The following is a 13845-nucleotide window of genomic DNA, read 5'->3' as shown; positions in this document are numbered from 1 at the left end:
ATTTTTTCATAGCTTGTACAATAGGCAACCCATTATTAACATCTGTTATACAAGCCAATTTAATATCTTTTGAAAACAAAGAAAACCCTCCCGTTGGATTACTCCAACTAGGAGGGTTCACTTCAAACGGTTACTAGCTTTATTTTTATAAAAATTATTATTGTGGCACGTCTTGAATCGACCAAGTGATTTTGCCGTTGTAGTTTCCTGCATCAGTATTTCCGGGAACGCGCAACTTCCATTTCTTTAACCCAATATATTTACTGAGGTCGAAACCAGTATACGAGCCTTTGAAACCAGCGCTATTAATGGCTACACCATCTTTGGTAATCGGCAAGAAGTTATCTGAATTCTCAGAATCTGCTTGATTGAAGAACAGACAATCGTCATTAGATTGGTTGAGTTTTTCGCTCGTATTAGTGTTAGCGATAGGGTCGGAGCCATCATTGTCATAACTGACCAGCACTTGAAAGGCCGTGTCATCGGTATGGTCGATCACCAGTTTTCCAGTTGTACTGATATTAGGTAGTAACTTGTCAGCGGTAGGGTTATTGATGCTACCAAAGTCGATCTTACTAGGAACCTCTGTAAAAGCAGTCGTTGGTAAAGCTTCTTGAATCTCGACATCGGCACTCTGTTCGGTCGGCAGACTGCTGAAGGTTTCGTCGCCACTCGTCTTCACATTTTGCAGATAAGCTGTATTGGAAGCAGTTGATGCCATTGTGCCAGTAACTTTAGCTTTGAAACTAATGGTATTGGTCATGCCATTGACCAGCATATTAACTGGGAAATTGAGACTGTCACGACTGGAGCCATTTAAAGTAACACTGTTAGGAACTAATTCAAGACTGTCGGGCAAGGTATCGCTGAAAGTTGAGCTGTCCAAACTATCTTTACCGTTACTGATAAATTTTATTTGATACTCGATAATATCATCTTTTTTAGCAGTGACTTTGTTGGTAAAATCGCCAGTTGGGTCAGTTGTGTCATTTCTGAGTTCCTTAGTGAAGCGGTATTTAAAATCCGGTATTTCGACAGGAATATCGACGCTGTCAGTATAGGTTTGTGAATCGCTGAGACCAAGATTAGATCCAGTGAAACTAGCGGTATTGGTTAAGTGACCATCTGTTAAGTTGTCTGGGGCTTCATTGTTGATTGTAGCTTCAAAAGTAACTTTAGCTGAAGTACCATCTTCAATACTAAGGTAAGGGTTGAAAGTAATGGTGTTATTGTTAACACTAAAATCACCGACAAGAGAATTTTTGTTAACTGTTAACCCCGCAGGTAAGTCATCTATGAGTTTCGTTAAAATCCAAGTTGCGTTGTAACCATCATTTTTCGTGGTCAAAGTAAATCGTAAAGTATCGCCAACATGGTTTTTTCCATCTTTTGATGTTAAATTCTCATAAGTTTTACTAACAATAGGAATTGCATAACCAGCAATAGTAGCACCAATATTTGAAACGTAACGAGATACGCCACCAGCTGCCAAATTTGTTTCCGGCCATCTGAGAGTATAAGCTGTATCTTGTTTGTTGTTGGTATCAACAACATCATATTCTTTCCCAGAATTATCTTTACCTTTTAACAAATTAGCATCTTTTGCAGCCGCTGTATCACCGTTTTGAGTGGCGGTTGGATTACTGGCCCAAGGAAGAGTAGGCGAAACCATATTGGCACTGCTGCCTAAACCTTGCTTTCCTTTGACACCCCAGTTAGTAGGATTGGAGAAAACACGTCCCATGAAGTCTTTGAAGCCATTGCCATTTTTATCATCATTAGTTACGAATAGTTTTGAAGCTGGATCATAGGTTGAACCACTTAACAAATAGAGTCCTTCACCGTCACCGATAGCAAACATGGGGACATTATCAACTGTGGTATCCATGTTGGGACTCAAAGCTGTATCTTCTCCGAAGAAAGTTTGAAATTGCTTTTTGGCATTGCTAGGATTATAGACATACAATTCACGTTGGACGACCGGTGAACCACTGATCGATGGTCTTAGAACGATTTCAACGTAAACTTGTAATTTAGAATAGTAACCAACGATTTTAAAGACTGGTTTGTTGTTGGCGTCAGTTCCAGTGTAATAAAGTTTAGCAATGTGGTTAGTGCTATCGTAATCGCTTAAATTAGCTAGAACGTTGCTCGTTTTATTGAAAGTCGTGTCTGAACTAGTGGCGGTCAAGAGTGCGAAGTCGATTGAAGTATCAGAGGCCATTTGTGGACTGCCACCAGTACCGTTATATGAATCAGTTCCTTGGTGTAAAATTCCGTAATACTTACCATTATTATTTAAAAAGACGTTGATTTTTGAATTAGTAATAATTGGACTGCTGCCTTGAGTAGCTGTGGTACTGGAAGAAGTGATGGTTTTATCGCCAGCTTTAACGTTATTATTGGCATCTCTTGCAGTACCAAAGGTGTATCCTAGTGAGACGTTTCCGCCAATGGTGATATTTCCAATATCATTTGAAGGTGAATTCAGTTGCCTTTTCCAATTAGTAATACCATCGTATTCGCTCATTTTTGTGGCAGCACTAACAAGGTCTGCTTCTGAAAGAGCTTTGACCGTTATTGTATTATTTGAAAAAGTGAGGACCATTATTATTGTCATAAAGAAACTGAATAGTATTTTTAGAAATGTTCTCTGGCACTTCATGTCTATTCCCCCAAAAAACTTGATCGTTTAATACAAATTTGTACTATCTACAATTTGCATTATATCGTGAATTAATTAACTTAATGGCCCATCTATTAACTAAAAAAATTTCATAATATGAATTAAATAATTAATTTAAGAGGAAAAATTATGAATCAATTATTTACAATTGGTCAGTTGGCTAAAATATTTAAAACTAAAATTCCTACTTTGCGGTACTACGATGAAGTAGGAATTTTGAAACCAGCTAAAGTGGATTCAAAGAACCATTACCGTTATTACACGACTGAACAATTTGAACGCTTAAATGTAATAACTTATTTACGAACTTTGGATTTGTCATTGGATGCCATCAAAGATTTTTTTGAAGCCCGCGATACTTCGAAATTGGAAGCAATGCTAAGAGAACAAAAAGTGCAGGTACAAAAGCAAATCACAACTCTGCGCAAAGTTGAACAAAGAATCGATGACCGTTTGCTGCAAGTTGAGGATGCTTTAAATAGTACGTTGGGTGAAATAGAAGTAGTGAAGTTAGAAGCTATTCCAGTAGTTATTTTGAAAGAATCATATCGACCTAATGAGGACATTGAATTTCCGATTTCAGTGCTACGCAAAAAGTATAATTTGGAGAAGAATATTTTTTTAGGCAAGATTGCTTTGGCAATTTCAAAAGAGCAATTGTTGCACCAAAAGTTTGATGAATATACTGAATTAATCATGATTTTAGAACCAGGCGCCGACAATCAAGCAACCGCAACTTTACCAGCGGGAACTTATTTACGTTTGCGATTTCATGGGACCCACAATACAGCAGGACCTGAGTATCAAAAGCTGATAGATTATTGTTCTCAACATAATTATCAAATCAACGGCGATGCTGTTGAGACGACTTTGATCGATTACGGCATCACCGATGATCTATCAAAATATGTGACAGAAATTAAAATACCAATAGTTTAACAATTTTTCATTGACCCTCTAGTTACTGGAGAGTTTATACTTATGAATTAAAATAACAGTATCTGGGGGATTACTATGATAGGAACGATTTTTAATGTGATAATGATTATCGCCGGAAGTTTTGCGGGCAGTTATTTCAAAAAGGGCATTAAAGCTGAGTATAACGAAATTCTGACGCAAGCTTTGGGATTAGCTGCCATGATGATTGGTATCAATGCCGTCGTCGAACGGATGCCAAAAAGTCATTATCCCGTTTTGTTCATCGTCAGCCTGGCAATTGGGGGACTGTTGGGCCAGTGGATCAATTTGGAGAAACATTTTGATAATCTGGTCGGTAAATTTTCCAAGAAGAGTACTGACGGAGGGAAAAATTTAGCAGAGGGTTTGGCAACCGGAGTGTTACTCTACTGTATCGGCTCGCTGTCGATTTTAGGTCCCATTCAAGAAGCATTGAATCATGACTCGACCTTCTTATTTACCAATGGAATGCTCGATGGAATCACTTCAATCGTTTTGGCATCCACCTTTGGAATAGGGATGGCTCTAGCGGCAATAGCTGTTTTTGTTTGGCAAGGGAGTATTTATCTGATAGCGATTTTATTGCAGAATTCGATTAATACCAATATGATTACCGAATTAACGATTGTTGGAGGCGTTTTGATTTTTGCCTCTGGATTAGGTTTGTTGAATATCAAAAAAATTAAAGTGTTGAATTTATTGCCATCTTTGGCAGTTCCAATTGTTGTGATTGAGATTATGCAGTTGTTTTAGGTAAAAAATGGAGTTACAAATTGAGATTTCATCAATTTGTAACTCCATTTTAAATTTGGTAATTAATTGTTTTTGAGTTCAGTGTATTTTTTATTATTACCGAAACTTTTATCCACAGGATATTTTTCACTATCCTTTTTGAGCTTCTCAGCCATTATTTCGTCAATATCAAAGTTCATATTATCAGCCATCATATACGAATAAATCAAAACATCAGCTAGTTCTTCTTTAATTTTATCAGGCTTTTTATCGACGACCTCTTGAGATTTTTTCCATTGGAATAATTCCAATAACTCGGAAGTCTCTAAAGAAATGGAAATGGCTAAATCCTTTTCGTTATGAAATTTTCTCCAATTGCGGTCGTCACGAAATTTATTGACTTTATCCATAGTATTTGACATATTAAATCGATCCTTTCTGTGCTTCTAAGAGTTTTTGTTGCAAAGCATCGTCAACGGCGAAGATATAAAGGCCATTGACTCCACGCGTTAAAAGAACATTTAATTCGTTTTTCAAGAATTCATTGGAATTATCAATCTTTTGTCCTTGGAAACTTCTTCTCTGGGTCGCTTTACGATTTTTACTAGCAGTTTTATCAAAAACAATTTTCCCATTTTGATATTTCACTGAGGGTCCGATAATGACACCTGCATAATTCAAATCGAATCCTTGGATAGTAAAAGTTGAACCAATTTCATCAATCGTTTGTTCCTGTTCAGCCCAAGCTAAATTTTTTGTCTTCTTTACTTTTGGCAATTGTAAATTCCAAGGCATTGAGAAATCATTGATTTTAACTTGCCATAAATCTCCATTCTCATCTTTTTTCCCGTTGATATATTTCCAATCAAAAGTTGCGAGAAGCCGAGAAATACCGGAATCTTGATTTTCAGATTTTGTTTTTATGGCTTGATAAAGTTTTTCAGGAGATGATAAAATTTTTAAATCATACTGGTCATCAAAAGGAATGTTAGAAATAGATTGTTTGTCAATCAAATTTCTAATCCAACTCACAGTGTCAGCATTCCCATTGATACGCATCTGATTTTTTAATTCAATCAAATTATTTTTGGCATGAGCATCAAGCTTTAATTTAGTAAGTTGATTTTCATCCCAATATTCTTCAGTTGTGAGAATCTGATTTGGATCGAACACAGCAACGACTACTTTGGCTCTTTGCAATAAATCAGCTAATTGATTTTTACCTTGATATGATTGCTTGCCCTGCGTCCAAAGTAAATGAGCTTCGTCTACTAATAAAATATCTACTTTTTTATCTACAGAGTGATGGGTAATAAAATTAGTAGGTTTATTAACTATTGATTTGTTTTTTCCTTTTGATAATCCTAATTTCTCTGCAATCTGTTGATAAACTTTCAATTGTTGTTCATGATTGACTAGCAAGGTTTCGGTTTTATTTCTCAAAATAACATTATCGCTGTCCTTAGCCGATAATTGAAATAATTCGTAGAATAGGTTACTTAACAAAACGGTTTTTCCAGCACCAGCTTCACCAGTTACTAAAATTAATTGACCGCTTTTATTGCGATTCAGTGCTTCTTCAATTTTGGCAAGAATTTGGTCCTTAGCTTTAAACTGTTCAATTGTTAATTTATGAAAGGGCGATGCTTTGAAAATGGCGGAATCTTTTATAACGTTTAGTGGTGGAAAAAGGTGTTCTTTTTTATTTCTCAAACCAGTCCAGATTTTTTGAAAAATACTATCTAGTTCATTAGATGTATAATACTCATCTTGCTGATTCGACCTTTTATTGGAAATACTTTTGACAGAATCTATTCCTGACATATAGTGCATCAAACGGTTTTCAATGTCTAAAGTTAATGATTTATTGAAGTGGCTGTGTCCTATCAAAAACATTTCAGCACTATTAGATTGTTCAATATCTTTCCAAAATTTACTTTCCTTTGAATCGATTTGAAGATGTTCATTGGTTCTACGTTTTATATCATTAGTTTCACCGACGTAAACAGAATAATTGTCAAATGATTTTTGATTTTTCTTAGAATTAGTTTTCTCGTTGACGATATAAATAGTTGGATACCTGAATAAGAGCTTTGATTTATCAGTTGAATTTATTTTCTTTTCAAGCTCAGTCAAAGAGTCATTATCATAATTAATTTCTTCAATGATTGGTGACGAAATATCTTTATCCATTGTTTAGATTCCCTTATTTGATTTTAAGATCATAATACCTGTTTTCTTTGATCGAGTAAAAGTAAATTTGATGAGGAATCGGCAGCTAAATTAAAATTCAAAATAAACCGACCAGACGTTCGTCTGGTCTTTTTAATTTCTGCTAAAATTGATACAATATCATAGGTAAAGATTGGGGATAAAAACGTAATGAAAATACTCTTCGTAGGAGATGTCGTCGGCTCTGTCGGCATTAAAGCTATAGAAACATATTTACCTGAGATTAAAAAGAGGGTAAAGCCACAATTAACGATTGTTAATGGTGAAAATGCCGCTGGTGGCAAAGGTATCAAAGAACCAGACTATCAAAAGATTACTCGTGCTGGTGCTGATATCGTGTCCGGTGGAAATCATAGCTGGGATAAACGCGAAGTCTTGGATTTCATTGATGATCCCAAGAAAAATATTTTGCGTCCGTACAACTTTTCTGGGGACCACGTTCCTGGAAGAGGCTACATTGAAATTAACGTTAATGGTAAAAAAGTTGATGTCATCAATATGCAAGGAACTGCTTTGATGCAGCCGCTCGATAATCCATTTATTGCTGCTGACAAGTTAATTGACAAATTGGACAAGGATGCCATAAAATTTGTAGACTTCCATGCTGAAACAACAAGTGAAAAAATTGCTTTTGCCAACTACATGGTTGGACGAGTTTCAGCGGTTGTTGGAACGCATACACACGTCCAAACAAATGATGCACAGGTTATCAACAAACAAACAGCTTTGTTAACAGATGTCGGAATGACTGGTTCATATGATGGGATTCTTGGTGACAAAAAGGAACCTATTATCAACCGTTTCCTCACTCAAAGACCAAACAAATTTGACGTCGATGAAGATGGTCGCATGCAAATCAATTTCTGCGTCGTTGAAATAAATGATAAAACCAACTACGCTCGTAGTATTAAGAATTACGTCATCACACCAAATAATCAAAATTTTCTAAATTAACTAAAAAATAAGTGGAGGGAATTCATGCCACAAAAAACTAAAGAAACGCCAATGATGGAGCAATATCTGGAGTATAAGAAACAATACCCAGATGCTTTTTTGTTATATCGAGTTGGTGATTTTTATGAAATGTTCTATGACGATGCCGTCAAGGGTTCTCAAATCTTGGAATTGACGCTGACATCTCGCAATAAAAAAGCTGACGAAGGCATCCCAATGTGTGGAGTGCCGCACCATGCAATCGAAGGCTATATTGACACGCTTGTGGATAAAGGCTACAAAGTTGCCGTTTGCGACCAGTTAGAAAATCCTGCTGATGCTCAAGGCAAAATGGTCAAACGTGGCGTTACTCGTGTTGTCACACCAGGTACCATCATGGACAAGACTGACCAAGCTAAGGAAAATAATTACATCACCGCAATTACAGCTAACAATGGAAAATTTGGTTTAGCTTACGCCGACTTATCAACAGGTGAAGTCAAAGTAACTTCTGTTTCCACACAATTAGATTTGACCAATGAATTGCAAAACCTTGATACCAAAGAAACAGTGGTTTATGGCACTTTCCCTCAAAAGTATCTCGATAAATTACGCAAACTAGGCATTTTAATTTCTAAGCTAGATGAATTGGAAGAAAACTACAGTTTCGACTTTTCACAAGTCACTTCTGACCAAGAAGTTTCAACCGTTAAGTTGTTGATAAGTTATCTGATTAAGACACAAATGCGTTCACTAGACCATTTAAAAGCCGCTCAACCTTATGAGATTTCGGCATATTTAGCCATGGATCACTCGGCTCAAAGCAACTTGGAACTGTTCAAGAACATGCGCACTAATAAAAAATCAGGAACGCTTTTGTGGCTGTTAGATGAAACTAAAACTGCTATGGGAAGCCGTTTGTTAAAACAATGGGTAGCTCGTCCTTTAGTGAGCGTGGATAAGTTAAAACGTCGTCAACATTTCGTGCAAGTCTTTTTGGACAATTATTTCCAACGTTCATCTTTCCAAGACTACTTAACTAAAGTCTATGATTTGGAACGTTTAGCCGGTCGAGTAGCTTATGGGACCGTCAATGGACGTGATTTGATTCAATTAAAGACATCATTAGAACAAGTCCCAGAGATTAAATCGATTCTCTTAGATATCGGTGACGATGAATTGACAGCATTTGTGGAAAAAATCGACGAAGTAGCTGACATTAGAGAACTTATCGACAAGGCAATCGTTGAAGCAGCTCCAATTTCTGTAACTGGCGGTGGCTTGATTAAAGAGGGCTTTGATGAACAACTTGATAAATATCTCGATGCTTCCAAAAATGGCAAGCAATGGCTGGCAACTTTAAAAGCTAAGGAACAAGAAGAGACTGGTATTAATAATCTCAAAATTGGCTACAATAAAGTTTTTGGCTATTACATCGAAGTTAGTCGGGCTAATATCGACAAAGTCCCCGAAGATCGTTATCAAAGAAAGCAGACACTGGTCAATGCTGAGCGTTATATCACGCCTGAATTAAAGGAAAAGGAAAGCTTGATTCTTGAAGCTGAAGAAAAGTCCAAGAGTTTGGAATATCATTTGTTCGATAAAATCAGAAAACAAATCAAAGACCAAATTCGCCGCATCCAAGCTTTAGCTAATATTTTATCTCAATTAGATGTTCTCCAAAGTTTTGCGGTGGTCAGTGAAGACTACCACTATGTCGCACCTACTTTTATCGAAGGTCATCAATTAGACATTAAAAATGGTCGTCACCCCGTTGTGGAAAAAGTCTTGAGCAACAATAGCTATATTCCAAACGATGTTAATTTTGATGATTCAACCGACATCCTGTTGATAACTGGACCTAATATGTCTGGTAAAAGTACTTATATGCGTCAATTAGCCTTGACTGTTATCATGGCTCAAATCGGTTGTTTTGTACCAGCAGAGTCAGCCAAGATGCCAATTTTTGATCACATCTTTACGAGAATCGGTGCCGCTGATGATTTAATTTCCGGTGACAGTACTTTCATGGTCGAGATGCGTGAAGCTAATGATGCTTTAAAGAATGCCACAGCTAATAGTTTGATTATCTTCGATGAAATTGGTCGAGGAACAGCCACTTATGATGGCATGGCGTTAGCTCAAGCTATCATTGAATATATCGACAAGAATGTTAAAGCAATGACGATGTTTTCAACCCACTATCATGAATTGACGGAATTAGAAAGTCAGTTGCCAGGATTACGTAATGTTCACGTTGACGCTTCAGAAGAAAATGGCGATTTAGTCTTCTTGCACAAAGTCTTACCTGGACCAGCTGATAAATCTTACGGTATTCACGTAGCTAAACTAGCCGGTTTACCAGATGATGTTTTGACTCGGGCTAGCAAGATTTTAAATAACCTTGAGAAAACCTCTGTTCATACGACTCTTTCAGAAGAAGAAGCAGAGCCAATTGAAGTACCAGAAAAGAAGCCGGAAAAAGAGGAGACGTTAAAAGTGGAAGAGCCAGCACCAACAGCTGACGATACGCAATTATCGCTTTTCCCAGAACCGAAAGCTCCTAAAAAACTCTCATCTAAGGAGAGTCAAATTATTAAAGAATTAACCAATGAAGATTTAATGGGTGTCACGCCAATTGAAGCCATTAACTTGATTTACAAGTGGCAGAAAAAATTAAAGTAGAGAAGGTGGAAAATTTTGGGTTTAATTCATGAATTGCCAGTTGAACTTAGTAACCAGATTGCTGCTGGTGAGGTTATTGAACGCCCCGCATCAGTCGTCAAAGAGCTGGTCGAAAATTCCATCGATGCTAAAGCAACACAGATTTTAATCACCGTCAAACAAGCTGGTTTAAAATTTATCGAAGTCAATGACAACGGTAAAGGAATCGAAAGTGATGACGTTGAAGTCGCCTTTTTGCCGCATACGACTAGTAAGATTTCCACTGAACGTGATTTGTTCAATGTTAGAACGCTCGGGTTTCGTGGTGAAGCCTTAGCAAGTATCGCGTCTATTTCTAAGTTGACCGTCGTCACCAGCACTGATGGCAAGTCGGCTGTCAGAGCAAAATTTTCTGGTAATGAATTAATAAAAAAGGAAACTTTTGCTCGTTCAAAAGGTACGACGATGACAGTGGAAGACATGTTCTTCAATACGCCAGCTCGTTTGAAATACGTTAAATCGCTTCATACCGAACTGAATCGAATCGTTGATATCGTTGACCGTTTGGCAATGGGACATCCCGAAATTTCCTTTCGTTTGATTCATGAAGGAAAAGATTTAGTTTGGACTTCTGGCAATAATAATTTGCAACAAACCATTGCCGGGATTTATGGACGCACGATTGCCAGTCACATGTTGGATTTTGAAAATTCTGACCCCGATTATCAAATCAAAGGCTACTTTTCAAAACCCGATACGACGCGGTCCAATCGCTCTTACATCTCATTTATGCTCAATGGACGTTACATCAAAAATTTCCAACTAACTAACGCTGTTATCAGAGGCTACGGTTCCAAATTGATGGTGGCTCGTTTTCCGATAGCTGTCATTGATATCAAACTTGATCCTAGTTTAATGGATATCAACGTTCACCCGACTAAACAAGAAGTCAGATTGTCAAATGAAGGACATATTGCTGATTTAATCAGTGAGGGCATCAAGAAACGGCTGTCGAATCAAAATTTGATTCCTGATGCCGTTAAAAACCTTGGTAAAAAAGAACCAACTAAGCCAGTTGATACGTATCGTCCGGAACAAATCAGTTTTCAAGATGTCTCAGCTATCGATAAAATTAATGAACCATTGACTACAACTGCTCAAAAAAATGTCGAAACTCCAAAACGAGTGGAAACGCCAATGGACGGAATGCCAATCTTTAAAGATCCTAAACACTTAAAAGCCTGGGATCAACGTTTAAAAGATGAAGTCGAAAGCAAAGTTAAAGTCTTAGATTCTAAGCAAACTTCAACTGTCGAAAGTTCTCAGCAAGTGGAGACTAAAGCTGAATCTAGTTTTCCAGATTTGCGCTACATTGGTCAGATTCACGGAACTTATTTAGTTGCCGAAAGCCAAGATGGCTTTTACTTGATTGATCAACATGCAGCTCAAGAACGGGTAAATTACGAATACTATCGAAAAGAAATTGGTAAAGTTTCAACTGATCAACAAAAATTACTCGTACCGATAGTTTTGGATTATCCTAATTCTGAAAGTATTTTAATCAAGGAAAAGAAACCAGTGTTAGAAAGTATCGGCTTGTATTTAGATGACTTTGGTCAAAACAGTTTTGTCGTCAATACTCATCCAACATGGTTCGTACCGGGTCAAGAAGAGTCGACTATCAAAGAAATGGTCGATTATGTATTGAATGATTCTAAAATCAGCGTGGCCAGTTTCCGTGAAAAAAATGCTATCATGATGAGCTGTAAACGTGCTATCAAAGCTAATCATCATCTGACTGATAATGAAGCAATCCAATTGTTGAAGAATTTGACTAAAGCAGAAAATCCCTATAATTGTCCCCATGGCCGTCCAGTCTTGGTACAATTTAGCAATAAAGATTTGGAAAAAATGTTTAAGAGAATTCAAGATCCACATGATACTAGAGAGAGTGAATAAAAAATGTTTGAATATTTAAATGGTTTGATTTCAATCGTTACCCCTTCATATATTGTGGTAGATGTTGGCGGAGTCGGCTACAAAGTCCAAGTTGCCAACCCTTATCGCTATGAAGAGAATCAAAAGACTCGTGTGTTCGTCGAACAGATCGTTCGTGATAACGAGCAAGCATTGTATGGATTTTATGACTTGAACGAGAAGAATATCTTTTTGCACCTAATCAGCGTTTCTGGAATTGGACCTAAGAGTGCTTTAGCAATTTTGGCTGGGCAAGACTTGCAAGGCTTGATTCACGCGATTGAAAATAACGATGTTAAATTCTTAACTAAGTTTCCTAAAATTGGTAAGAAGACAGCTCAACAAATTATTTTGGATTTGTCAGGCAAATTTACATCTGAAGGTCAAATGACCTTAGGACAAGCTCCAGTGGCCTTAACTACTGCCAATCAAGAATTAGAAGATGGCTTAGCTGCTCTAGATTCCTTAGGCTATTCACCAAAAGAAATCAGCAAGGTCAAATCGCAACTTGAAAAGACAAATCTTAAGACCGCCGATGAATACTTGCGTGCCGGTTTAAAATTATTGAGTAAGTAAAATTGATAGTTAAAAATAGAAGGGAGTGTCAAAAATCGAAAATAGCGAAAACGATAATGAACGTTTGACTGATGCAGATTCATTAGATGACATTGAAGATGTTGTCGAACAAACATTACGTCCCCAAAGTTTTGACCAATACTTAGGTCAAGAAAAGGCTAAAAAAGAATTAGCCGTTTATATCAAGGCTGCTAAACAACGGCAACAAACTTTGGATCACGTCTTGTTATATGGACCTCCCGGGTTAGGTAAAACAACTTTGGCAATGATTATTGCTAATGAAATGGGCGTTAATATCCATACGACGACTGGTCCTTCAATTGAAAAATCAGGTGACTTAGTAGCCGTTTTAGATGAACTTGAACCAGGCGATGTCTTGTTTATTGATGAGATTCACCGAATGCCTCGTGCAGTCGAAGAAGTGCTTTATTCAGCTATGGAAGATTTCTATATCGATATCATTGTTGGTCAAGGCAGCGAATCACGTTCCTTGCATCACCAATTAGTTCCTTATACTTTGATTGGTGCAACGACAGCAGCTGGAAAACTTTCAGCACCATTGCGCGATCGGTTTGGAATCGTTGAACGAATGGAGTACTATACGATAGATGAATTAGCAAAAATCGTCTTTCGTTCAGCCAGCGTTTTAAATATCAATGTTGACGAAGAGGGTGCTCATGAAATTGCTCGTCGTTCAAGAGGGACGCCAAGAATTGCCAACCGCTTGTTGAAGCGAGTTCGTGATTTTGCTCAAGTCGCCAATAAAGACACAATTGATTATAAAATGGCAAAGTCAGCTTTGAATCAATTACAAGTTGACGATGCCGGACTCGACCACTTGGATCGTCGTATTTTGATGATGATTATTGAATTGTATAATGGTGGTCCTGTTGGCTTGAAGGTCATCGCCGCTAATATCGGTGAAGATCAAGAAACAATTGAAGAAGTTTATGAACCTTACTTGATGCAAATGGGATTCTTGAAGAGAACTGCCAAGGGTCGCGTTGTAACGAGAAAAGGCTATGAACATATGGGGATGCCATACCCTGAAAAAAACGAGTAAAGCGATTTGCTCGTTTTGGCGTATC

At 37.4% G+C, this 13845-nt stretch carries 10 protein-coding genes; 7 read left to right on the top strand and 3 right to left on the bottom strand.

Annotated features, from left to right (window positions below; genetic code table 11):
* Window positions 1-157 precede the first annotated feature (157 nt).
* On the bottom strand, window positions 158-2620 hold the full coding sequence (locus tag FHL06_RS09335; RefSeq protein WP_238333999.1) for an isopeptide-forming domain-containing fimbrial protein: 2463 nt from the start codon (window positions 2618-2620) through the stop codon (window positions 158-160).
* Between the two features lie 195 nt (window positions 2621-2815).
* Between FHL06_RS09335 and FHL06_RS09330 the strand changes: the two genes are divergently transcribed.
* Both FHL06_RS09330 and FHL06_RS09325 read left to right on the top strand, forming a co-directional pair.
* Window positions 2816-3625 (top strand): MerR family transcriptional regulator, encoded by an 810-nt coding sequence (locus FHL06_RS09330; protein WP_153385990.1) that lies wholly within the window; start codon window positions 2816-2818, stop codon window positions 3623-3625.
* Between the two features lie 75 nt (window positions 3626-3700).
* Complete coding sequence (locus FHL06_RS09325; RefSeq protein WP_153385988.1) at window positions 3701-4396, top strand: DUF554 domain-containing protein; 696 nt, start codon at window positions 3701-3703, stop codon at window positions 4394-4396.
* Between the two features lie 62 nt (window positions 4397-4458).
* Here FHL06_RS09325 and FHL06_RS09320 read toward each other — a convergent pair whose 3' ends face one another.
* Together FHL06_RS09320 and FHL06_RS09315 are read right to left on the bottom strand one after the other, a co-directional pair.
* Entirely contained in the window at window positions 4459-4797 is a 339-nt protein-coding gene (locus FHL06_RS09320; RefSeq protein ID WP_153385986.1) for a nucleotide pyrophosphohydrolase, read from the bottom strand.
* A gap of 1 nt (window position 4798) precedes the next feature.
* Window positions 4799-6568 carry a DUF2075 domain-containing protein gene (locus tag FHL06_RS09315; RefSeq protein ID WP_153385984.1) on the bottom strand — a complete coding sequence of 590 codons (1770 nt, stop codon included), beginning with the start codon at window positions 6566-6568 and terminating at the stop codon, window positions 4799-4801.
* 189 nt (window positions 6569-6757) lie between these two features.
* Between FHL06_RS09315 and FHL06_RS09310 the strand changes: the two genes are divergently transcribed.
* Genes FHL06_RS09310 through ruvB form a run of 5 tightly spaced genes read left to right on the top strand, consistent with a single transcriptional unit; the run spans window position 6758 to window position 13820 of the window.
* Entirely contained in the window at window positions 6758-7561 is an 804-nt protein-coding gene (locus FHL06_RS09310; RefSeq protein ID WP_153385982.1) for a TIGR00282 family metallophosphoesterase, read from the top strand.
* A 24-nt stretch (window positions 7562-7585) separates the two neighbouring features.
* Complete coding sequence (gene mutS / locus FHL06_RS09305) at window positions 7586-10225, top strand: DNA mismatch repair protein MutS (RefSeq protein WP_153385980.1); 2640 nt, start codon at window positions 7586-7588, stop codon at window positions 10223-10225.
* A gap of 15 nt (window positions 10226-10240) precedes the next feature.
* The gene (gene mutL / locus FHL06_RS09300; protein ID WP_153385978.1) at window positions 10241-12163 is read left to right on the top strand and encodes a DNA mismatch repair endonuclease MutL; all 1923 of its coding nucleotides are present in this window, start codon (window positions 10241-10243) and stop codon (window positions 12161-12163) included.
* Between the two features lie 3 nt (window positions 12164-12166).
* Window positions 12167-12757, top strand: a complete 591-nt coding sequence (gene ruvA, locus FHL06_RS09295; protein ID WP_153385976.1) for a Holliday junction branch migration protein RuvA — start codon at window positions 12167-12169, stop codon at window positions 12755-12757.
* Between the two features lie 25 nt (window positions 12758-12782).
* Window positions 12783-13820 carry a Holliday junction branch migration DNA helicase RuvB gene (gene ruvB, locus FHL06_RS09290; RefSeq protein ID WP_420360965.1) on the top strand — a complete coding sequence of 346 codons (1038 nt, stop codon included), beginning with the start codon at window positions 12783-12785 and terminating at the stop codon, window positions 13818-13820.
* The last annotated feature ends 25 nt before the right edge of the window (window positions 13821-13845 follow it).

Origin of the sequence: Companilactobacillus halodurans (assembly GCF_009600985.1) — a bacterium.
Taxonomy (GTDB): Bacteria; Bacillota; Bacilli; order Lactobacillales; family Lactobacillaceae; genus Companilactobacillus; species Companilactobacillus halodurans.
The sequence above is the reverse complement of the archived record's forward strand: the minus strand, read 5'-3'. Positions and strand labels throughout refer to the sequence as shown.

Excerpts from the sequence above, each read along its gene's own strand:
- FHL06_RS09320 (WP_153385986.1), bottom strand. The coding sequence starts at position 4,797 with ATGTCAAATACTATGGATAAAGTCAATAAATTTCGTGACGACCGCAAT.
- FHL06_RS09310 (WP_153385982.1), top strand. The coding sequence starts at position 6,758 with ATGAAAATACTCTTCGTAGGAGATGTCGTCGGCTCTGTCGGCATTAAA.
- FHL06_RS09335 (WP_238333999.1), bottom strand. The coding sequence starts at position 2,620 with ATGACAATAATAATGGTCCTCACTTTTTCAAATAATACAATAACGGTC.
- FHL06_RS09330 (WP_153385990.1), top strand. The coding sequence starts at position 2,816 with ATGAATCAATTATTTACAATTGGTCAGTTGGCTAAAATATTTAAAACT.
- FHL06_RS09315 (WP_153385984.1), bottom strand. The coding sequence starts at position 6,568 with ATGGATAAAGATATTTCGTCACCAATCATTGAAGAAATTAATTATGAT.
- FHL06_RS09325 (WP_153385988.1), top strand. The coding sequence starts at position 3,701 with ATGATAGGAACGATTTTTAATGTGATAATGATTATCGCCGGAAGTTTT.
- ruvA (WP_153385976.1), top strand. The coding sequence starts at position 12,167 with ATGTTTGAATATTTAAATGGTTTGATTTCAATCGTTACCCCTTCATAT.
- mutS (WP_153385980.1), top strand. The coding sequence starts at position 7,586 with ATGCCACAAAAAACTAAAGAAACGCCAATGATGGAGCAATATCTGGAG.